The sequence below is a fragment of the Pantoea sp. RIT-PI-b genome (genome assembly GCF_001187905.1).
GTDB classification, from domain to species: domain Bacteria; phylum Pseudomonadota; class Gammaproteobacteria; order Enterobacterales; family Enterobacteriaceae; genus Pantoea; species Pantoea nemavictus.
Genome location: NZ_LGIS01000022.1, coordinates 39,934 through 58,785 on the forward strand (window position 1 = coordinate 39,934; position 18,852 = coordinate 58,785).

Below are 18,852 nucleotides of genomic sequence, written 5' to 3' on the forward strand. Positions count from 1 at the left end.
TGAGTAATCCGGCGGAGCAGAAAATGCAGTTCTCAAAAATGCACGGTCTCGGCAACGACTTTATGGTTGTGGATGCTGTGACACAAAACGTCTTTTTTTCGCCGGAACTGATTCGCCGCCTGGCGGACAGAAATCTGGGGATCGGTTTTGATCAGTTGCTGATCGTCGAACCGCCTTACGATCCGGATCTCGATTTCCACTACCGCATTTTCAACGCAGATGGCAGCGAAGTCGCACAGTGCGGCAATGGTGCGCGCTGTTTCGCACGTTTCGTGCGCCTGAAAGGATTGACCAACAAAAACGACATTCGCGTCAGTACCCAAACTGGCCGCATGGTGCTCAGCGTCACCAATGATGAGCTGGTGCGTGTCAATATGGGCCAGCCCAACTTCGAACCGCAAAGCGTACCGCTGCGGGCCAATAAAGCCGAGAACCTTTATTTGCAGCGCGTTGCCGAGCAAACCGTAATGTTTGGCGCAGTCTCGATGGGCAATCCCCATTGTGTAATTCAGGTGGAAAGCGTGAAAACCGCGCCGGTTGAAACGCTGGGTCCAGAACTGGAAAGCCACGAGCGCTTCCCGGAGCGCGTAAATGTCGGTTTTATGGAAGTGGTTAATCGTGAGCATATCCGCCTGCGCGTGTACGAACGTGGCGCGGGTGAAACGCAGGCTTGCGGTAGCGGCGCGTGTGCGGCGGTTGCCTGCGGCGTTCAGCAGGGCATTTTGGCGGAGAATGTGCGCGTCGATCTTCCCGGCGGAACGCTGCATATCGCCTGGAAAGGGGAAGGGCAGCCGCTGTTTATGACCGGTCCAGCCACACACGTCTACGATGGGTTTATTCATCTATGAAAAATGTCGAAGAGCAAACCGCAAGTGAGGTTTTGCTGGACGATCAATCGGTAAGCGCATTTCTGCGTCAAAATCCCGATTTCTTTATTCGCAACGCGCGCCAGGTCGAACAGATGATGGTGCCGCATCCGGTACGCGGCAGCGTTTCGCTGGTGGAGTGGCATATGGCGCGTCAGCGCAACCACATCCAGCAGCTGGAAGAGGAGATCACGCTGCTGATGGAGCAGGCCACCGCTAATCATCAGCTGTTTGATCGCCTTCTGGCGTTGCAAGGCCATCTCGCCGCCGCTGACAGCCTGCAGGAGATGCTGACGCGTCTGCATCGCTGGGCGCGCGAACTCGGTTTGGCAGGTGCGCATGTGCGCCTGTTCAACGATAAATGGCACATCGGCGCACCCTCTGATTTCACCCAACTCGGCTTGTCTCGTCAGGCATTCGAACCGCTGCGTATTCAGCGCTTTGGCGATGAGCATCACTATCTTGGCAGTCTGAATGGCCCGGAATTGTTGCTGTTGTTACCGCAGGCTAAAGCGATTGGCTCGGTGGCGATGTCGTTGATGGGCGAGCGCGGCGAGCTGGGCATATTGATGTTCACCAGCCGCGATAATCAGCATTATCAGGCGGGCATGGGCACGCTGCTGCTGCAGCATCTGGCGCAAATGTTGCCGGATCTGCTGTCACGCTGGGTAGAGCGCGCATGAGTAGCGTCAGTCCGCTGCTGCCTGCTGTGGATGACTTTCTGCGATATCTGAAGGTTGAACGCCAGCTCAGCCCGCTGACGCAAAAGAATTACCAACGGCAATTGCAGGCGATTATGGCAATGGCCGATGAGATGAAACTGGCGAGTTGGGCGCAGCTGGAGCCGGCGCAGGTGCGCACACTGGCAGCGCGCAGCCGTCGCGGCGGTTTGGGCGCCAGCAGTCTGGCATTGCGCATGTCGGCGCTGCGCAGTTTTCTTGACTGGCAAGTCCATCAGGGCATGCTGAGCGCCAATCCCGCCAAAGGGATTTCCACGCCGCGCAATGCGCGCCACCTGCCGAAAAACATGGATGTCGACGAAGTTAACCAACTGCTGGAGATCGACCTTAACGATCCGCTGGCGGTGCGCGACCGTGCGATGCTGGAAACCATGTACGGTGGCGGATTGCGTCTCTCCGAGCTGGTCAATATGGATTGCCGCCATATAGATTTGGAAGCGGGCGAAGTGCGGGTGCTGGGTAAAGGCAGCAAAGAGCGCCGCGTACCGATTGGCGGCACGGCGGTGACGTGGATTCAGCACTGGTTACCGCTGCGCGATAGCTTCGCGCCGCAGGACGATGCGGTGTTTGTCTCCAGCCGCGGCAGCCGGATTTCAACGCGCAATGTGCAGAAGCGCTTTGCCGAATGGGGCATTAAGCAGGGCGTTGCCAGCCATATTCATCCGCATAAACTGCGCCACTCTTTTGCCACGCATTTGCTGGAATCGAGCGGCGATCTGCGCGCGGTGCAGGAACTGCTCGGCCACGCTAACCTGGCGACCACGCAAATCTACACCCATCTGGATTTCCAGCATCTGGCGACGGTTTATGATGCGGCCCATCCGCGTGCCAAACGAGGAAAGTCTTAATGAAGTTTTATCGTCCGCTCGGCCCGATCAAAGCGATCACCTTTGATCTCGACGACACGCTGTATGACAACCATCCCGTCATCCGCAAAACCACTGCCGAATCGCATGCTGCACTGCAGGCTTATCACCCGGCGCTACGTGAATTCACGCCGGCGGATTATCAGGCGTTGCGTAATGAGTTGCTGGCGCGCGAGCCGGAAATTTATCACGACGTGTCCGAATGGCGCCGCCGCTCGGTCGAACTGGCGCTGCTCAATGTCGGCTTATCCGCAGCAGAGGCTAGCGCCGGTGCCAGCGACGTGATGAGCGTATTCCATCAGTGGCGCAGCGAAGTCACGATGCCAGATGAGACACATCAAACGCTGACATGGCTGGGCGAGCGCGTACCGCTGGTGGCGATCACTAACGGCAATGCCTGCCCGGAAAAGCTCGGCATCGATCACTACTTCCAGTTCGCGCTGCGAGCCGGTCCGCACGGCCGCGCCAAGCCGTGGCAGGATATGTATCACCTTGCCGCTGAGCGTTTAAACATCGCGCCCGAGCACATTCTGCACGTTGGCGACGATCTCACCACCGATGTTGCCGGTTCGCTGCGTGCGGGCATGCAAGCCTGCTGGATCAATCTGCGTGAAGGCAATCTGATGAAAATTGGCGATGCGCGTCTGCTGCCGCACGTGGAAATTGATCGGTTGGCATCTTTAACCTCGCTGCTATAATAGCTGTAAATTTATCCAGTCGTATCCATCATCATTCAAGTTGGCGCTGCGTTGGCTGCACGTGCTCACCCCGGTCACTTACTTATGTAAGCTCCCGGGGATTCAGACACTTGCCGCCTTGCGGCAAGCCGAATGATGATGGATATGTATCTCAATTCTTAAAACGGTGCTTATGGACGTTTCTGAACTGCTTGACGGCTTGAATGACAAACAGCGCGAGGCGGTCGCCGCACCGCGTAGCAATCTGCTGGTGCTGGCCGGAGCAGGCAGTGGCAAAACCCGCGTGCTGGTGCATCGTATCGCCTGGCTATTGTCGGTAGAGAACTGCTCGCCCTATTCGATTATGGCGGTGACCTTTACCAACAAAGCAGCGGCGGAGATGCGCCACCGTATCGATCAGCTGATCGGCACCAGCCAGGGCGGCATGTGGATTGGTACCTTCCACGGCCTGGCGCACCGTTTACTGCGCGCGCATCACCTTGATGCCGGTCTGCCGCAGGATTTCCAGATTCTCGATAGCGACGATCAGCTACGTCTGCTCAAACGCCTGATCAAAGCGATGAACCTTGATGAGAAACAGTGGCCTGCGCGTCAGGGCATGTGGTACATCAACGGCAAAAAAGATGAAGGCCTGCGTCCCAAACATATCGAAAGCTACGGCAATCCGGTGGAGCAAACCTGGCTGCGCATCTATCAGGCGTATCAGGAAGCCTGCGATCGTGCCGGATTAGTCGATTTCGCCGAGCTGCTGCTGCGCGCCCATGAACTATGGCTCAATAAGCCGCATATCCTGAACCATTACCGCGAGCGTTTCAGCAACGTGCTGGTGGATGAATTCCAGGATACCAACAACATTCAGTACGCGTGGATTCGTATGCTGGCAGGCGATACGGGCCGCGTGATCATTGTCGGCGATGACGATCAGTCGATTTACGGCTGGCGCGGTGCGCAGGTGGAGAACATCCAGCGCTTCCTGCAGGACTTCCCAGGCGCAGAAACCATTCGTCTGGAGCAGAACTATCGCTCGACCAACAACATTCTGAAAGCCGCTAACACGCTGATCGCCAACAACAATGGCCGCCTCGGCAAAGAGCTGTGGACCGACGGTAGCGACGGCGAAAAGATTTCGCTCTACTGCGCGTTCAATGAGCTGGACGAAGCGCGCTTTGTGGTGAATCGCATCAAAAGCTGGCATGAGAACGGCAACGCGCTGCAGGATTGCGCCATTCTCTACCGCAGCAACGCCCAATCACGCGTGCTGGAAGAGGCGCTGCTGCAAGGCAGCATGCCGTATCGTATTTATGGCGGCATGCGCTTCTTCGAGCGTCAGGAGATCAAAGATGCGCTGGCCTATCTGCGTTTGATGGCCAATCGCAATGATGATGCGGCGTTCGAGCGAGTCGTGAATACGCCGGTGCGCGGCGTGGGCGATCGCACGCTAGACGTGGTACGTCAGACCGCGCGCGAACAGCAACTGACAATGTGGCAGGCAACGCGCGAGCTATTACAGAATAAAGCCTTGGCCGGACGCGCCGCATCGGCACTGCAACGCTTCTGCGAACTGGTGGATTCACTGGCCACAGAAACCGCCGAAATGCCGCTGCATGTGCAAACCGATCGCGTGATTAAAGACTCCGGTTTATGGATCATGTATGAGCAGGAGAAGGGCGAGAAAGGCCAGGCGCGTATCGAAAACCTTGAGGAACTGGTAACGGCAACGCGCCAGTTCAGCTATCAGGATGAAGACGAAGATCTCATGCCGCTGCAGGCCTTCCTGTCACATGCGGCGTTGGAAGCGGGCGAAGGCCAGGCCGACAAGTGGCAGGATGCGGTGCAATTGATGACCATGCACTCGGCAAAAGGGTTGGAGTTTAGTCAGGTATTTATCGTTGGCATGGAAGAGGGCATGTTCCCAAGCCAGATGTCGCTGGATGAAGGCGGGCGTCTGGAAGAGGAGCGCCGTCTGGCCTACGTTGGCGTGACGCGCGCGATGGTCAAACTGACGCTGACCTACGCCGAAACTCGCCGCCTTTATGGTAAGGAAGTGTATCACCGCCCCTCACGCTTCATCGGCGAGCTGCCGGAAGAGTGTGTGGAAGAGGTCCGTTTGCGCGCCAGCGTCAGTCGTCCGGTGAGTCATCAGCGCATGGGCACGCCGATCGCGCAAAATGACAGTGGCTTCACGCTCGGTCAGCGTGTGCGACATGCCAAGTTCGGCGAAGGCACCATTATCAACCTGGAAGGCAGCGGTGAACACAGCCGTCTGCAGGTAGCGTTTCAGGGGCAGGGAATCAAGTGGCTGGTGGCGGCTTACGCCCGTCTGGAAACGGTGTAGCGCGGTTGCGCTACCTTGACGACTTTTTCGTCTCAGCGTAACATGCGCGCACTATTATCATGAGAGGACAATGCCTTGGACGCGCCCAGTCGATGCTGGCTCAATCACCTGTTTAACAGGAACTCCTAAGGTTACCTCTTTTAGCTGGTAGCCATAGCGGTTATCAGCGACCTCCCTTTTTACTCTCGTCGCATGAGTTAGCACTGATTTACCCTTGAAGCGAAAGTTTCCGTGTTCAGGCTTCGCCGTGCCCGCTATAAAAAAGTGGTTCACCGCCTTGTCCCATTCCAAAAAAATGGGGAGTTATTGCTATGCTGAGCGCATTTAAACTCGATCGTAATCGTCTGACGCGCATCGAGCTGGAAGAAGATAACGACAAACTCAACACCTCGGTGTGGGTCGATCTGATCGAACCCGACGACAGCGAACGCGATCGCGTGCAGTGTGAACTCGGCCAGAGCCTGGCGACGCGTCCGGAACTGGAAGACATCGAAGCCTCGGCGCGCTTCTTCGAAGACGAAGACGGCCTGCACATTCACTCCTTCTTCTTCTTTGAAGATGCCGAAGATCATGCCGGCAACTCCACCGTGGCATTTACCATTCGCGAAGATCGCCTGTACACGCTGCGTGAACGTGAACTGCCGGCGTTCCGCCTCTATCGCATGCGTGCGCGCAACCAGACGCTGACCGATGGTAACGCCTATGAACTGCTGCTCGATCTGTTCGAAACCAAAATCGAACAGCTGGCGGATGAGATCGAGAACATCTATAGCGCGCTGGAGAAACTCAGCCGCGTGATCATGGAAGGCCAGCAGGGCGAAGAGTACGACCAGGCGCTGTCGCGTTTGGCGGAGCTGGAAGATATCGGCTGGAAGGTGCGTTTGTGTCTGATGGATACGCAACGTGCGCTCAACTTCCTGGTGCGCAAGGCACGTCTGCCGAGCAATCAGCTGGAGCAGGCGCGTGAAATCCTGCGCGATATCGAATCACTGCTACCGCATAACGAATCGCTGTTCCAGAAGGTTAACTTCCTGATGCAGGCGGCGATGGGCTTCATCAACATCGAGCAGAACCGCATCATCAAGATCTTCTCGGTGGTTTCGGTGGTGTTCCTGCCGCCAACGCTGGTGGCATCAAGCTACGGTATGAACTTCGAGTTTATGCCTGAACTGAAATGGAGCTTTGGTTATCCGGGCGCGATCAGCCTGATGATCCTCGCCGGACTGGCGCCGTACCTCTATTTCAAGCGCAAAAACTGGTTGTAACTTGCTGCACGCCTTGGTCGTCATGAATGACGACCCTACAAAACCGCTCCTGAAAACGTAGGGTCGCCATTTATGGCGACAGGAAAGCGCTTAGCAGTAGCCCATAAACTAGCGCTGTTCCCCATTTCTGCGTAACCTGTTGGTTCTGTTTTCTTTCTGATTCCACCTTATGGCGCGCTTCTCCCTGCGACTTCAGTGGACCATTCTGCTGATTGCATCGTTAGTACTGGGGATCATTCTCCAGCTGTTCCACCTTCCTGCGGCCTTGCTGCTTGGTCCGATGATCGTCGGTACCGTTATGGGCTTGTGCGGCGCTACCGTTCGCATCGATAAACGTTTCTTTGTGCTGGCACAGGCAGTGCTTGGCTGCATGATCGGCCAAAGCTTATCGCCAGGGATTCTCACGCCGCTAATCCAGGATTGGCCGGTGGTGCTGGCGGTGCTGGTGTTGACGTTAGCGGCCAGCGGCCTGTCGGGTTTTCTGCTGGTGCGCTTCAGTAATTTGCCGGGACCCACCGGCGCGTGGGGATCGTCGCCCGGCGGCGCCTCAGCGATGGTGGCGATGGCCGGTGATTTCGGTGCGGATGTGCGGCTGGTCGCGTTTATGCAGTATTTGCGCGTGCTGTTTGTCGCGACGGCTGCGGCGGTGGTGGCGCGCATTGGCCTCGACTCCAGCGGTGGCGCGGCGGATCTGGTGTGGTTTCCCACACTGCAAAGCAGCTTCCTGTTAACGCTGATGGTGATGTTTGCCGGTGCCTGGCTCGGGCAACGGTTACGCATTCCTTCGGGTGCATTGCTGCTACCGGCGCTGATTGGCGCGGTGCTGCACGGCACCGATGTGGCGACCTTGCAGGTGCCGGAATGGCTGCTGGCGCTGGCCTATGCGCTGATTGGCTGGAGCGTAGGATTGCGTTTTACCCGCCCGATTTTCCTGCTGGCGCTGCGTACCTTGCCACAAATGCTGGTGTCGATATTTGGCTTGATGCTGTTGTGCGGGGGATTAGCCTGGATGCTGACGCGCGTGCTGCATGTTGATCTGATGACCGCATATCTGGCAACCAGCCCGGGTGGGCTGGATACCGTCGCGATAATCGCTGCCGGCAGCCGGGTCGATATCGCTTTTGTCATGGCGCTACAGACACTGCGTCTGTTCACCATCTTGCTAACCGGCCCGGCGCTGGCGCGTTTTATTTCACGCTATGCGCACCCGCGAGCGAGCTGAAAACGCCACCGCATCAATAATAAACACGGCGAGTGCCAGCCAGATGAAGCCGAAGGTCACCATCTTGTCGGGTGTCAGGCTCTCGCCGTAGAAGATCACCGCCAGCAGGAACATCAGCGTCGGGCCAAGATACTGGAAGAAACCCACGGTCGATAAGCGCAGACGCGCGCAGGCTGCCGCAAACAGCATCAGCGGAATGGTGGTAATGATTCCCGCTGCGATCAGCTTGAGATTGAGGCTCATGGCGTTAGCACTGAGATGGCTGGTGGCGCTGTCGGCGAAGCCAAACAGATAAATTGCCGCCAGCGGAAACAGCCACAGCGTCTCGATCAGCATGCCGCTCTGCGCATCCACCTGAATCTTTTTGCGTACCAAGCCGTACAAGGCAAAGCTGAATGCCAGGCCAAGACCGATAATCGGCAGCGAACCGAATTGCCACAGCTGCACCAACACGCCGGTTGTCGCCAGCAACACCGCCAGCCACTGCAAGCGACGGAAGCGCTCGCGCAGAAACAGCATGCCAAACACCACGTTAATCAGCGGGTTGATAAAGTATCCAAGACTCGCCTCCAGCATATGCTGATTGTTTACCGCCCAGATAAACAGCAGCCAGTTGCCGCCAATGGTTACAGCGGTCAGCGCCAGTAGCAGCACTTTTTTCGGCTGAGCCAGCACGCTGCGCACCTGCGTCCAGCTGCGGCTTAGGGTGATCAGCAGCAGCATAAACAGCGCTGACCAAATCACGCGATGCGTCATGATTTCGGTGGCAGGAACTTCTTTAACCAGCTTGAAGTAAGCCGGCGCGATGCCCCAAATGAAGTAAGCGCCAAGCGCATAGCCAATACCCTGGCGAGTTTGTTGCGTATCCATCATCACATCCAAAAGGTGGCAATCAGCCAATCATATAAGTCGCGGTAGCGGTAGCGATGTAATCGCCTTGCTGGTTATGTAACTCCACGCGCGCTACGGCGACTTTATTGCCGCCGCGCAGCAGGCTGCTGGTGGCGATAAAGCGCTCACCGCGGCCGGGACGCAGATAATCCACTCGCATATCAATGGTGCCCATGCGTGAAAGGCGCTGGCGCAGCTCTTCTTCGGTAATACTTTCCTGGCGCGTCAGCGCATAGCTGACGCACACCAGCCCGGCGGCTACATCCAGCACCGAGGCAATCACGCCGCCGTGCAAAATTTGCTGCGCCGCATTGCCCACCAGCATGGTTTTATTGGCAAAGCCCAGTTCGGCATAATCCGCTTCCAGTCGATCCAGCTCTAATCCGAGCGCCTGATTGAAGGGCATGTGATAAACAAAAATTTCGCCAATCAGACGGCGCGCTTCCTGCTGTGTCAGCAACGGGGATGACATAATTCCTGCCTTAAAATGTTAACGAGTTGTGTATATTATGCCGCGTTCGAGCCGCTTTCCAGTTTCGGAAATCGGCGCTGATCAACCGCTGAATTTGCGTGTAGAATGGCCTGCTTTTTGAACCGTCCTTTGACGATTACGACACGCAGTTCTCTGGAGAATTCTATGCGTAAGCATTACGCCTTGCTGGCAGCGGCACTGATCCTTCCTGCCCTGGCGCAGGCCGACGAAGCCACGATAAAAGAGGTTCATGATGCACCGGCAGTGAGGGGCAGCATTATCGCTAACCTGCTGGAGAAACACGATAACCCGTTCGTGCTTTATCCTTACGAAAATAACTACCTGCTTTATACCTACACCACAGATATGAACAAAGAGGCGATCTCTTCGTACAACTGGGCAGACAAAGCGAAAAATGATGAAGTAAAATTCCAGCTCAGCCTGGCATTTCCGCTGTGGCGCGGCATTTTAGGCGATAACTCAGTACTGGCCGCATCCTATACTCAGCGGTCGTGGTGGCAGCTCTCAAACCGTGGCGCTTCATCGCCGTTCCGTGAAACCGATTATGAGCCGCAGATTTTCCTCGGCTGGGCGACCGATTACACCTTCGCCGGCTGGACGTTGCGCGATGTGGAAACCGGCCTTGTCCATCAGTCGAACGGTCGCAGCGAACCGACCTCACGCAGCTGGAACCGTGTTTATGCCCGCTTAATGGCAGAAAACGGCAACCTTCTCGCGGAGATCAAACCCTGGTATCGTCTGCCAGAAAGTGAAAGCAATGACGATAACCCGGACATCACCAAATACATGGGTTACTACCGCGCTAAGCTTGGCTACATGATGGGCGACAGCATTTTCAGCGTGGAAGGTAACTACAACTGGAACAGCGGCTTCGGCGGTGCAACCTTCGCCTGGAGCTACCCAATCTCTGAACACGTGCGCTTTTACACGCAGGTCTTCAGCGGTTATGGTGAATCTTTGATCGACTATAACCATCGCCAGACGCGTTTCGGCGTGGGCGTAACGCTCAACGATCTGTTCTAACCCGCAAAAAATACAGGATTACCGTGGCAACATCGGCAGTGCTCAATCAGGAAATGCTGGCGCAGCAGGTATTACAAGATACCTTCGGCTATCAGCAGTTCCGTCCCGGTCAGCAAAACATCATTGAAACTGCGCTTGCAGGGCGTGATTGTCTGGTAGTGATGCCAACCGGCGGCGGCAAATCGCTGTGCTATCAAATCCCGGCGCTGGTGCGTGAAGGGCTGACGCTGGTGGTTTCACCGCTGATTTCACTGATGAAAGATCAGGTTGATCAGCTGCTGGCCAACGGCGTCGCTGCGGCGTGCCTTAACTCGACGCAGACGCGTGAGCAGCAACAGCAGGTGTTTGCGGATTGCCGCAGCGGCAAGTTGAAGTTGCTGTATATCGCGCCTGAACGCCTGATGATGGACAACTTCCTCGACAGCCTGCGCCAGTGGAATCCGGTGATGCTGGCGGTGGATGAAGCGCACTGTATTTCGCAATGGGGCCACGATTTCCGTCCGGAATATGGCTCGATCGGCCAGCTGCGTCAGCACTTCCCGCATCTGCCGGTAATGGCGTTAACCGCCACCGCCGATGAAACCACGCGTAACGATATCGCCCATCTGCTGCAGATGGACGATCCGCTGATTCAAATCAGCAGCTTTGACCGCCCGAATATTCGCTACACGCTGGTGGAGAAATTCAAACCCACCGAACAGTTACTGCGTTATGTGCAGGATCAGCGCGGCAAAAGCGGCATTATTTACTGTAACAGCCGTGCCAAAGTGGAAGACACTGCCGCGCGGCTGCAAAGTCGCGGCTTGAGTGTTGGCGCCTATCACGCCGGCATCGATAGCGCGCAGCGCGCCAGCGTGCAGGAAGCGTTTCAGCGTGATGACTTGCAAATTGTGGTCGCCACCGTGGCGTTCGGTATGGGCATCAACAAACCCAACGTGCGTTTTGTGGTGCACTTCGATATCCCGCGCAACATCGAATCCTATTATCAGGAAACCGGCCGCGCCGGACGAGATGGCCTGCCTGCCGAAGCGATGATGCTCTACGATCCGGCGGATATGGCGTGGCTGCGTAAATGTCTGGAAGAGAAAGTGCCCGGCCCGCTGCAGGATATTGAACGCCACAAGCTCAACGCGATGGGTGCATTTGCGGAAGCGCAAACCTGCCGTCGTCTGGTGCTGCTGAACTATTTCGGCGAAGGTCGCCAGCAGCAGTGCGACAACTGCGATATCTGCCTCGATCCGCCACGTCGCTACGACGGCTTGCTGGAAGCGCAAAAGGCGCTGTCGAGCATCTATCGTACCGGTCAGCGCTTTGGGATGGGCTATATTGTTGAAGTTTTGCGCGGTGCCAGTAATCAGCGTATCCGCGACAACGGCCACGATAAATTGCCCGTGTACGGTTTAGGCCGCGAACATAGCCATGAACACTGGATCAGCGTGCTGCGTCAGTTAATCCATCTCGGCATGGTCACGCAAAACATCGCCATGCACTCGGCATTGCAGTTGACCGAAGCGGCGCGTCCGATACTGCGTGCAGAGGTACCGCTGATGCTGGCAGTGCCGCGCATCGTTACGGTGAAAACACGTGGCAGCAGCTCGCCGAAAGTGCACAGCGGCAATTACGATCGTCAACTGTTTGCCAAGCTGCGTAAGCTGCGCAAAGCCATTGCCGACGAAGAGAACATTCCGCCTTACGTGGTATTTAACGATGCCACGCTGATTGAAATGGCAGAACAAATGCCGATTAGCGCGTCAGAAATGCTCAGCGTGAACGGCGTCGGTCATCGCAAACTGGAACGTTTTGGTAAGCCGTTCATGGTGATGATCAAAGAACATGTTGATGAAGGTTAAAGGAAAAAATTCATGCTGATGTTATTCGCTACCGTCGCGCTGGTGCATCTGGTTGCGCTGATGAGTCCTGGCCCGGACTTCTTCTTTGTGTCGCAAACGGCCGCGAGCCGATCGCGTAAAGAGGCGATGATGGGTGTACTGGGCATTACGTTAGGCATTGTGATTTGGGCTGGCGTCGCGCTGATGGGCCTGCATCTGATCCTCGAAAAAATGGCCTGGCTGCACGAGATTATTATGGTTGGTGGCGGATTATATCTGCTGTGGATGGGCTGGCAGCTGATGCGCTCGGCGCGTCAGCGTCATAAGCAGCCGCAAACGGAAGCGCCAGTGGTTGAGCTGCCGAAACGCGGCATGAGCTTCCTGAAAGGTTTTCTGACGAACTTGTCTAACCCTAAAGCGATCATCTACTTCGGTAGCGTGTTCTCGCTGTTCGTCGGCAACGACGTGGGCGCGATGGAGCGCTGGGGCTTATTCCTGCTGATTATTGGTGAGACGTTCGCGTGGTTTACGCTGGTGGCGGCGATTTTCGCCATGCCGTGGATGCGCGATAAGTATCAGCGGATGGCGAAGTGGGTGGATGGCATGGCGGGCGTGTTGTTTGCCGGGTTTGGTATTCATCTGATTATTTCGCGATAAAGCCTGGTTTACTTGCCATTTCGGCACCGGGCAGTGCTCGCCCTCCTCACGTACTACGTGTACGCTCCGGGGTCTGCGCGCTGGCCGGCACCGAACTGGCTGCGCCACCGACGGCTTTGAGATCGGTGGCGATTTCCTCTAAGCCATTTTGCGGGCGCTGGCTAACAGCGCGCCTACCGCCATAAATAATCCACCAAAGGTACGGTTCAGCAGTTTCATCTGCTTCGGTCCCTTAATCCAACCGGCGATGCGTGTAGCCAGCGTGGCGTAACCAATCATCACGATGATATCGACCACGATGGTGGTGACGCCAAGTACCAAATACTGCATGAGCTGCGGCTGGTGCGGCTGAATAAACTGCGGGAACAGCGCGGCGAGAAACACGATGCTTTTCGGGTTGGTGAGATTCACCAGCACCGCACGCTTAAACAGGCGACGACGCGGCATCGCTTTGGCTACGGCATCAAGATCGATACCGCCCGTGGAACGCCATTGCTGAATCCCCAGCCACACCAGATAGGCTGCACCGGCCCACTTCAGCACTTCAAAGGCCAGCAGCGATTGGGAAAACAGCGCCCCCAAACCGGCGCCGACCAGCACGATATGAATGGCCAGGCCCAGCTGCAAACCGGTAATCGATGCCACTGCGCCGCGATAGCCGTGACTAATGCCGGTGCTCATGGTGTTAATCGCGCCGGAACCGGGCGAAAGGCTAAGGATGGTTGTGGTCAGCAAGTAGGTTAACCACCATTCAATGGTCATGTGTGACATTCCCTGAAGTTAGCGAAGTGTGACACAATACGACAGAAAATCGCGGCACGCTACGCAGCACTTGCGCGCCAATCACGTTTTTTTCAGGGGGACGGATGCAGCATCATAAACAGAGTTGGCTCGGGCGTGAGCGAGGCTTTTCGGCCTTTGCCACCGGTCCGCTGCTCGACTTCTGGCGTCGCCGTGAAGAGTGTGAATTCACCGGCGTCGGCAACCTGAAGATCCGCTACGTCCGTTTCACCTCACCGCAACATCGCCGTGTCATTCTGGTCGTGCCTGGCCGCATTGAAAGCTATATCAAGTATCCCGAACTGGCTTATGACCTTTTCCATTGTGGCTACGATGTGGTGATTCTCGATCATCGTGGTCAGGGACGATCCGAACGTCTGCTCGAAGATTCGCATCGCGGTCATGTGGTGGAATTTAGCGACTATGTTGACGATCTGGAAACACTGTATCTGAAAGAGATCATCAGCTCACATTATCAGCAGCGCTACGTGTTGGCCCACTCGATGGGCGGGGCGATTTTGGCACTGTTTCTGGCGCGTCAGCCGCAGGCGTTTCACGCCGCGGTATTTTCCGCACCGATGTTTGGTATTGTGCTGCCGCTGCCAGACTGGATGGCGCACCGCATTCTCGACTGGACAGAAAAACTGCCTGCGCTGCGTGAAGGTTACGCGCTGGGCACCGGCCGCTGGCGCGCTAATCCTTTTGGCATTAACCGCCTGACGCATAGTCGCGAACGCTATCGCCGCAACCTGCGTTTCTACGCCGATGACCCGGCCATTCGCGTGGGTGGACCGACCTATCACTGGGTGCGTGAAGGCGTACAGGCCGGGCGCAACATTTTTAGTCAGATAGCGAACATCACCACACCAACCTTGCTGCTGCAGGCCAGCGAAGATGATGTGGTAGATAACCGCTCACAGGATCTCTTTTGTACGGCGATGGCCGAAGCGGGGCATCCCTGCGCGGGCAACGCGCCGTATGTGATAACAGGAGCGCGTCATGAGATCTTGTTCGAAAAAGACGCGATGCGCGCCGAAGCGCTGAACGCAGTGGTGGATTTCTTCGAGCATCACGCTTAATCAATTTTATTTTCCGATATCAACACCCGAGGTTTACATGTATCACATCGTCGCATCCGACCTGGATGGCACGCTGCTCTCTCCGGAACACCGTTTAACCCCGTTCGCGCGTACTACGCTGCAGGAGCTGGTGGCGCGTGACATTCACTTTGTTTTTGCCACCGGCCGTCACTATATCGACGTCGGGCAGATGCGCGATAAGCTCGCCATTCCGGCTTACATGATCACGTCTAACGGCGCGCGCGTACACAACGCTGCTGGCGAACTGGTGTTCAGCCACAACCTTGATGCCGATATCGCCAGCGATCTGTATGGCCTGCAATATCATGATGAACACATCCTGACGCACGTCTATCGCGACGACGAATGGTTCATGAGCCGTCATCGTCCGGATGAACAGGACTATTTCCGCGAATCTGACTTCAACTATCAGGTTTACCAGCCAGGGATGCTGCCGACCGATGGCATCAGTAAAGTGTTCTTCACCTGTGAAGATCCGCAGCGTTTGATTCCGCTGGAACAGGCGATTGAAGCGCGCTGGGGCGATCGTGTGAATGTCAGCTTCTCACTGCCGACCTGTCTGGAAGTGATGGCGGGCGGCGTTTCGAAAGGTCATGCGCTGGAAGCTGTGTCTAAGCAGCTGGGTCACTCGCTGAAAGAGTGCATCGCCTTCGGCGACGGCATGAATGATGTGGAGATGCTGAGCATGTCAGGCAAAGGCTGCATCATGCGTAATGGCCAGCAGCGTCTGAAAGACACCTTGCCAACGCTGGAAGTGATTGGTAGCAATGCGGAAGATGCGGTGCCGCATACGCTGCGCAAGCTGTTCCTCGCGTAAAAAAATGGGCCGGCGATCACCGGCCCATACTCGTTATGCCATCTGTTTTTTGTGCTTATGCTCGCTCACCATGGTGAGCAGCAGCAGAATCACCGCCAGCACCGATCCGCCAATCATCACGATGAAGCCGCCATCCCAGCCGAAGTAATCGACGGTGTAGCCGACAATCGCACTCGCCGCCACCGATCCGCCAAGATAGCCAAACAGCCCGGTAAAGCCCGCCGCGGTTCCCGCCGCTTTTTTCGGCGCCAGCTCCAGCGCGTGCAAGCCAATCAACATCACCGGCCCGTAAATCAGGAAGCCGATCACAATCATGCACAGCATATCGATGCCGGGATTGCCCGGCGGGTTGAGCCAATAGACCACGGTGGCGATGGTCACCAGCGTCATAAAGAACACGCCGGTGGCGCCACGGTTGCCTCGGAACACTTTGTCGGACATCCAGCCGCACAGCAGCGTGCCGGGGATGCCGGCATATTCGTAGAAGAAGTAGGCCCACGAGGACTTATCCAGCGTGAAGTGCTTCACCTCTTTCAGGTAGGTGGGCGACCAGTCGAGAATGCCGTAGCGCAGCAGGTAAACAAACACGTTAGCCAGCGCGATGTACCACAGCAGCTTATTAGGCAAAATGTACTGCATGAAAATCTGCTTCGCCGTCAGCTCCTGCTCGTGGTTCTCGTTGTAATCCGGCGGATAATCGTTCTTCCAGGCTTCAATCGGCGGTAATCCGCAGGATTGCGGCGTATCACGCATCAGGGCGAAAGCAAAGATCGCGATGATGATGGCGCCAAACGCCGGCATATACAGCGCTGCTTTCCAGTCGTTGAACCACGCCATACCGAGCAGGAACAGCAACGGTGGAATGCCGCCGCCGACGTTATGCGCGCAGTTCCACACCGAGACAATGCCGCCGCGCTCCTTCTGCGACCACCAGTGCACCATGGTGCGTCCGCAGGGCGGCCAACCCATGCCCTGGAACCAGCCGCACAGGAACAGCAGCACGAACATCACCATGATGCTCGATGTCGCCCACGGCACGAAGCCCATAAACAACATCACCGCCGCAGCGAGGATCAATCCGGCGGGCAAAAATACGCGTGGATTCGAGCGGTCCGACACTGAACCCATAATGAATTTCGAAAAGCCATACGCGATGGAAATACCCGACAACGCAAAACCGAGATCGCCGCGTGAAAAACCCTGCTCAACCAGATAAGGCATGGCTAACGCAAAGTTCTTGCGCACTAAATAGTAAGCCGCATAGCCGAAGAAAATTCCCAGGAAAATTTGCCAGCGCAGACGACGATAGAGCGGATCGACACGATCATCTGCCACCTGGGGCCGATGCGGTGCAGGTTTGAAGATACTCAACATGAGTGTGGCCCTCCAGGGCGCGATATAGTTATGAGTTCCCAGCAGGTTGGGGCAATTACGGCAACGTTATAAACGGAAAGGTGATATTTCCATTTCGCGCAAAGAATAGTGATGGTCACGCACGGTTACTGTGATATGTGACACATTTGTTACAGTTTGATGACGGTAAAGAGCGATAAAAACCAGGAAATGTTGTATTTCGCGCATTTTAGTGTGGTTAAAAAGCGAAGCGATGAGCATTAATTGACGCTATTTTGCGCTGTTGTAAACCAGATAGTTCAGCTCAATAGCGACAGTTTGTTTACACTAGCGCCACTGTTCATTTTGGGATCGTTACCGTGCTGTTACTGATCGTTACCACCATTCTGTGGGCTTTTTCATTCAGTTTAATCGGGGAATATTTGGCTGGGCAGGTGGACTCCTGGTTCTCCGTGCTGATGCGCTTAGCGCTCGCCGCTATCGTCTTCCTGCCATTCCTGCGCTGGCGTGGCTATCGTGCCTCGACCATCCTGCTGTATATGCTGGTGGGCATGCTGCAACTCGGCATCATGTATCTGCTGAGCTTTGAGGCTTACCTGTATCTGAGCGTCACGGAGTTTCTGCTGTTCACCGTCATGACGCCGCTGTATGTCACGCTGATTTACGATTTGCTCAGCCGACGTCCGCTGCGTATCGGCTATGCCTTCAGCGCTATGTTGGCAGTGATTGGCGCGGCGATTATTCGTTACGACAAAGTCAGCGATCATTTCTGGTTTGGCTTACTGTTGGTACAGGCGGCGAATATCTGTTTTGCCATTGGTATGGTGGGCTACAAACGTCTACAGGAAACCCGCCCAATGCCGCAGCACACCGCGTTTTCATGGTTCTATCTCGGTGCGGTGATCATTGCGGTCATTGCCTGGAGCCTGTGGGGCAATCCCAACAAACTGCCTACTACGTCGCTGCAGTGGGGCATTCTGGTGTGGTTGGGGGTTGCGGCTTCAGGTTTGGGCTACTTCATGTGGAACTACGGCGCAACGCAGGTGGATGCGGGCACCTTGGGCATTATGAACAATATGCATGTGCCGGCGGGTTTACTGGTGAACCTGGCGATTTGGCAGGAAACACCGCATTGGCCGAGTTTTATCGCCGGTGCTGCCGTAATCTTCGCCTCGCTTTATGTGCATAAACGCTGGGTGTTGGGCAAGAAAAGCGGCGCCTAAGTTAAAAGGGAAGGGATAGCGCGGCAGAGGAGCAAAGCATCCGAGCCATGGACAAAAACGCCGGGAGCGTTTTTGCACAATGCGAAGCGTTGGCCGCTTGCGGCCGAACCCCATGGATGGGGTGAGTACTCGCGAGGCTGATCCACAGGGAAGTGGTTTCCCTTTGCGATCTGCCGCGCTATCCCTGACCCGGCTAAACCATGAAGCGATTAAGCCTTCTTAACCGGCCCCGGACGATGGATCATCGTCAGCCCTTTCAGGAAATTACGCAGAATCTGGTCGCCGCATTCGCGGAAGTTCTTGTGTTCCGGGTTACGGAAAATTGCGCCCACCTCAGCCTGCGAAATCTTAAAGTTCGCTTTCAGCAACACATCCGGAATATCGGTGGTCTTCAACGCAAAGGCGATACGCAGCTTCTTCATGAAAATATTATTATTCATGCGGCGCTCAATCGACGGTGCGGGTGCATCTTCACTCTTACCGCGACGATAAAAAATCAGACCGTTGAGGAAGTACCCCATCAACACATCCGGCAGCTTGCGAAACGCGGCATCGTCATCCTTCTTCATCCACGCCTGCACATCTTCCAGCGGCACTTCACTTCCCGCTAAGGCAAAAATCTCCACCACTTTGCTATCGCTCAAATCAAGCATATAGCGCACGCTGCGCAGAACATCGTTACTCATCATGGTGA

18 protein-coding genes are annotated in these 18,852 nt (G+C 55.9%); 13 read left to right on the forward strand and 5 right to left on the reverse strand.

Annotated features, from left to right (window positions below; translation table 11 throughout):
* Positions 1-23: 23 nt before the first annotated feature.
* The 7 genes from dapF (at position 24) to AC790_RS15160 (ending at position 7,992) form a co-directional block, all read left to right on the forward strand.
* Complete coding sequence (gene dapF / locus AC790_RS15130) at positions 24-848, forward strand: diaminopimelate epimerase (RefSeq protein WP_009127839.1); 825 nt, start codon at positions 24-26, stop codon at positions 846-848.
* Positions 845-1,549: a DUF484 domain-containing protein gene (locus AC790_RS15135; RefSeq protein WP_009127841.1), complete on the forward strand. Its 705-nt coding sequence runs from the start codon at positions 845-847 to the stop codon at positions 1,547-1,549. Before dapF ends, AC790_RS15135 begins: the two co-directional genes overlap by 4 nt.
* Complete coding sequence (gene xerC / locus AC790_RS15140) at positions 1,546-2,454, forward strand: tyrosine recombinase XerC (RefSeq protein WP_009127843.1); 909 nt, start codon at positions 1,546-1,548, stop codon at positions 2,452-2,454. Before AC790_RS15135 ends, xerC begins: the two co-directional genes overlap by 4 nt.
* A complete protein-coding gene (gene yigB / locus AC790_RS15145) occupies positions 2,454-3,170 on the forward strand; it encodes a 5-amino-6-(5-phospho-D-ribitylamino)uracil phosphatase YigB (protein WP_009127845.1) in 717 nt (238 codons plus the stop codon). Before xerC ends, yigB begins: the two co-directional genes overlap by 1 nt.
* A gap of 172 nt (positions 3,171-3,342) precedes the next feature.
* A complete protein-coding gene (gene uvrD, locus AC790_RS15150) occupies positions 3,343-5,505 on the forward strand; it encodes a DNA helicase II (protein WP_049852314.1) in 2,163 nt (720 codons plus the stop codon).
* A gap of 311 nt (positions 5,506-5,816) precedes the next feature.
* Positions 5,817-6,770: a magnesium/cobalt transporter CorA gene (gene corA, locus AC790_RS15155; RefSeq protein WP_009127850.1), complete on the forward strand. Its 954-nt coding sequence runs from the start codon at positions 5,817-5,819 to the stop codon at positions 6,768-6,770.
* A gap of 169 nt (positions 6,771-6,939) precedes the next feature.
* Positions 6,940-7,992 (forward strand): AbrB family transcriptional regulator, encoded by a 1,053-nt coding sequence (locus AC790_RS15160; protein WP_009127851.1) that lies wholly within the window; start codon positions 6,940-6,942, stop codon positions 7,990-7,992.
* Here the strand turns inward: AC790_RS15160 and rarD are convergent.
* Together rarD and AC790_RS15170 are read right to left on the reverse strand one after the other, a co-directional pair.
* A complete protein-coding gene (gene rarD / locus AC790_RS15165; protein ID WP_049852315.1) occupies positions 7,963-8,862 on the reverse strand; it encodes an EamA family transporter RarD in 900 nt (299 codons plus the stop codon). The two genes, AC790_RS15160 and rarD, sit on opposite strands and share 30 nt — an antisense overlap.
* 22 nt (positions 8,863-8,884) lie before the next feature.
* Positions 8,885-9,355 carry a thioesterase family protein gene (locus AC790_RS15170; protein ID WP_008105780.1) on the reverse strand — a complete coding sequence of 157 codons (471 nt, stop codon included), beginning with the start codon at positions 9,353-9,355 and terminating at the stop codon, positions 8,885-8,887.
* A gap of 165 nt (positions 9,356-9,520) precedes the next feature.
* Between AC790_RS15170 and pldA the strand changes: the two genes are divergently transcribed.
* The 3 genes from pldA to rhtC are packed head-to-tail and all read left to right on the forward strand — an operon-like array spanning position 9,521 to position 12,885.
* Positions 9,521-10,399: a phospholipase A gene (gene pldA / locus AC790_RS15175; RefSeq protein WP_009127855.1), complete on the forward strand. Its 879-nt coding sequence runs from the start codon at positions 9,521-9,523 to the stop codon at positions 10,397-10,399.
* 23 nt (positions 10,400-10,422) lie between these two features.
* Positions 10,423-12,249 (forward strand): ATP-dependent DNA helicase RecQ, encoded by a 1,827-nt coding sequence (gene recQ, locus AC790_RS15180; RefSeq protein WP_049852316.1) that lies wholly within the window; start codon positions 10,423-10,425, stop codon positions 12,247-12,249.
* 12 nt (positions 12,250-12,261) lie between these two features.
* Entirely contained in the window at positions 12,262-12,885 is a 624-nt protein-coding gene (gene rhtC / locus AC790_RS15185) for a threonine export protein RhtC (protein WP_049852317.1), read from the forward strand.
* A gap of 138 nt (positions 12,886-13,023) precedes the next feature.
* Here the strand turns inward: rhtC and rhtB are convergent, their stop codons facing one another.
* Positions 13,024-13,647, reverse strand: coding sequence for a homoserine/homoserine lactone efflux protein (gene rhtB / locus AC790_RS15190; RefSeq protein WP_049852318.1), 624 nt, complete (start codon positions 13,645-13,647; stop codon positions 13,024-13,026).
* A 104-nt stretch (positions 13,648-13,751) separates the two neighbouring features.
* On the opposite strand from rhtB, the gene pldB reads away from it, so the two are divergent.
* Positions 13,752-14,744, forward strand: a complete 993-nt coding sequence (gene pldB, locus AC790_RS15195; RefSeq protein ID WP_009127862.1) for a lysophospholipase L2 — start codon at positions 13,752-13,754, stop codon at positions 14,742-14,744.
* 37 nt (positions 14,745-14,781) lie between these two features.
* Entirely contained in the window at positions 14,782-15,582 is an 801-nt protein-coding gene (yigL, locus tag AC790_RS15200; RefSeq protein ID WP_009127864.1) for a sugar/pyridoxal phosphate phosphatase YigL, read from the forward strand.
* A gap of 33 nt (positions 15,583-15,615) precedes the next feature.
* Here yigL and glpT read toward each other — a convergent pair whose 3' ends face one another.
* Positions 15,616-16,956 carry a glycerol-3-phosphate transporter gene (gene glpT, locus AC790_RS15205; RefSeq protein WP_049852319.1) on the reverse strand — a complete coding sequence of 447 codons (1,341 nt, stop codon included), beginning with the start codon at positions 16,954-16,956 and terminating at the stop codon, positions 15,616-15,618.
* Positions 16,957-17,294: 338 nt separating this feature from the next.
* Between glpT and AC790_RS15210 the strand changes: the two genes are divergently transcribed.
* Positions 17,295-18,158 (forward strand): carboxylate/amino acid/amine transporter, encoded by an 864-nt coding sequence (locus AC790_RS15210; protein ID WP_009127869.1) that lies wholly within the window; start codon positions 17,295-17,297, stop codon positions 18,156-18,158.
* A 209-nt stretch (positions 18,159-18,367) separates the two neighbouring features.
* On the opposite strand, the gene AC790_RS15215 is transcribed toward AC790_RS15210, so the two are convergent.
* On the reverse strand, positions 18,368-18,847 hold the full coding sequence (locus tag AC790_RS15215) for a DUF1456 family protein (protein ID WP_009127872.1): 480 nt from the start codon (positions 18,845-18,847) through the stop codon (positions 18,368-18,370).
* Positions 18,848-18,852: the final 5 nt, after the last annotated feature.

What these genes read in the sequence shown, in the direction of transcription:
- AC790_RS15160 (WP_009127851.1), top strand. Translation starts at nt 6,940, where the DNA reads ATGGCGCGCTTCTCCCTGCGACTTCAGTGGACCATTCTGCTGATTGCA.
- pldA (WP_009127855.1), top strand. Translation starts at nt 9,521, where the DNA reads ATGCGTAAGCATTACGCCTTGCTGGCAGCGGCACTGATCCTTCCTGCC.
- AC790_RS15135 (WP_009127841.1), top strand. Translation starts at nt 845, where the DNA reads ATGAAAAATGTCGAAGAGCAAACCGCAAGTGAGGTTTTGCTGGACGAT.
- xerC (WP_009127843.1), top strand. Translation starts at nt 1,546, where the DNA reads ATGAGTAGCGTCAGTCCGCTGCTGCCTGCTGTGGATGACTTTCTGCGA.
- rhtC (WP_049852317.1), top strand. Translation starts at nt 12,262, where the DNA reads ATGCTGATGTTATTCGCTACCGTCGCGCTGGTGCATCTGGTTGCGCTG.
- AC790_RS15215 (WP_009127872.1), bottom strand. Translation starts at nt 18,847, where the DNA reads ATGATGAGTAACGATGTTCTGCGCAGCGTGCGCTATATGCTTGATTTG.
- pldB (WP_009127862.1), top strand. Translation starts at nt 13,752, where the DNA reads ATGCAGCATCATAAACAGAGTTGGCTCGGGCGTGAGCGAGGCTTTTCG.
- rhtB (WP_049852318.1), bottom strand. Translation starts at nt 13,647, where the DNA reads ATGACCATTGAATGGTGGTTAACCTACTTGCTGACCACAACCATCCTT.
- yigB (WP_009127845.1), top strand. Translation starts at nt 2,454, where the DNA reads ATGAAGTTTTATCGTCCGCTCGGCCCGATCAAAGCGATCACCTTTGAT.
- rarD (WP_049852315.1), bottom strand. Translation starts at nt 8,862, where the DNA reads ATGGATACGCAACAAACTCGCCAGGGTATTGGCTATGCGCTTGGCGCT.
- glpT (WP_049852319.1), bottom strand. Translation starts at nt 16,956, where the DNA reads ATGTTGAGTATCTTCAAACCTGCACCGCATCGGCCCCAGGTGGCAGAT.
- corA (WP_009127850.1), top strand. Translation starts at nt 5,817, where the DNA reads ATGCTGAGCGCATTTAAACTCGATCGTAATCGTCTGACGCGCATCGAG.
- dapF (WP_009127839.1), top strand. Translation starts at nt 24, where the DNA reads ATGCAGTTCTCAAAAATGCACGGTCTCGGCAACGACTTTATGGTTGTG.
- uvrD (WP_049852314.1), top strand. Translation starts at nt 3,343, where the DNA reads ATGGACGTTTCTGAACTGCTTGACGGCTTGAATGACAAACAGCGCGAG.
- yigL (WP_009127864.1), top strand. Translation starts at nt 14,782, where the DNA reads ATGTATCACATCGTCGCATCCGACCTGGATGGCACGCTGCTCTCTCCG.
- AC790_RS15170 (WP_008105780.1), bottom strand. Translation starts at nt 9,355, where the DNA reads ATGTCATCCCCGTTGCTGACACAGCAGGAAGCGCGCCGTCTGATTGGC.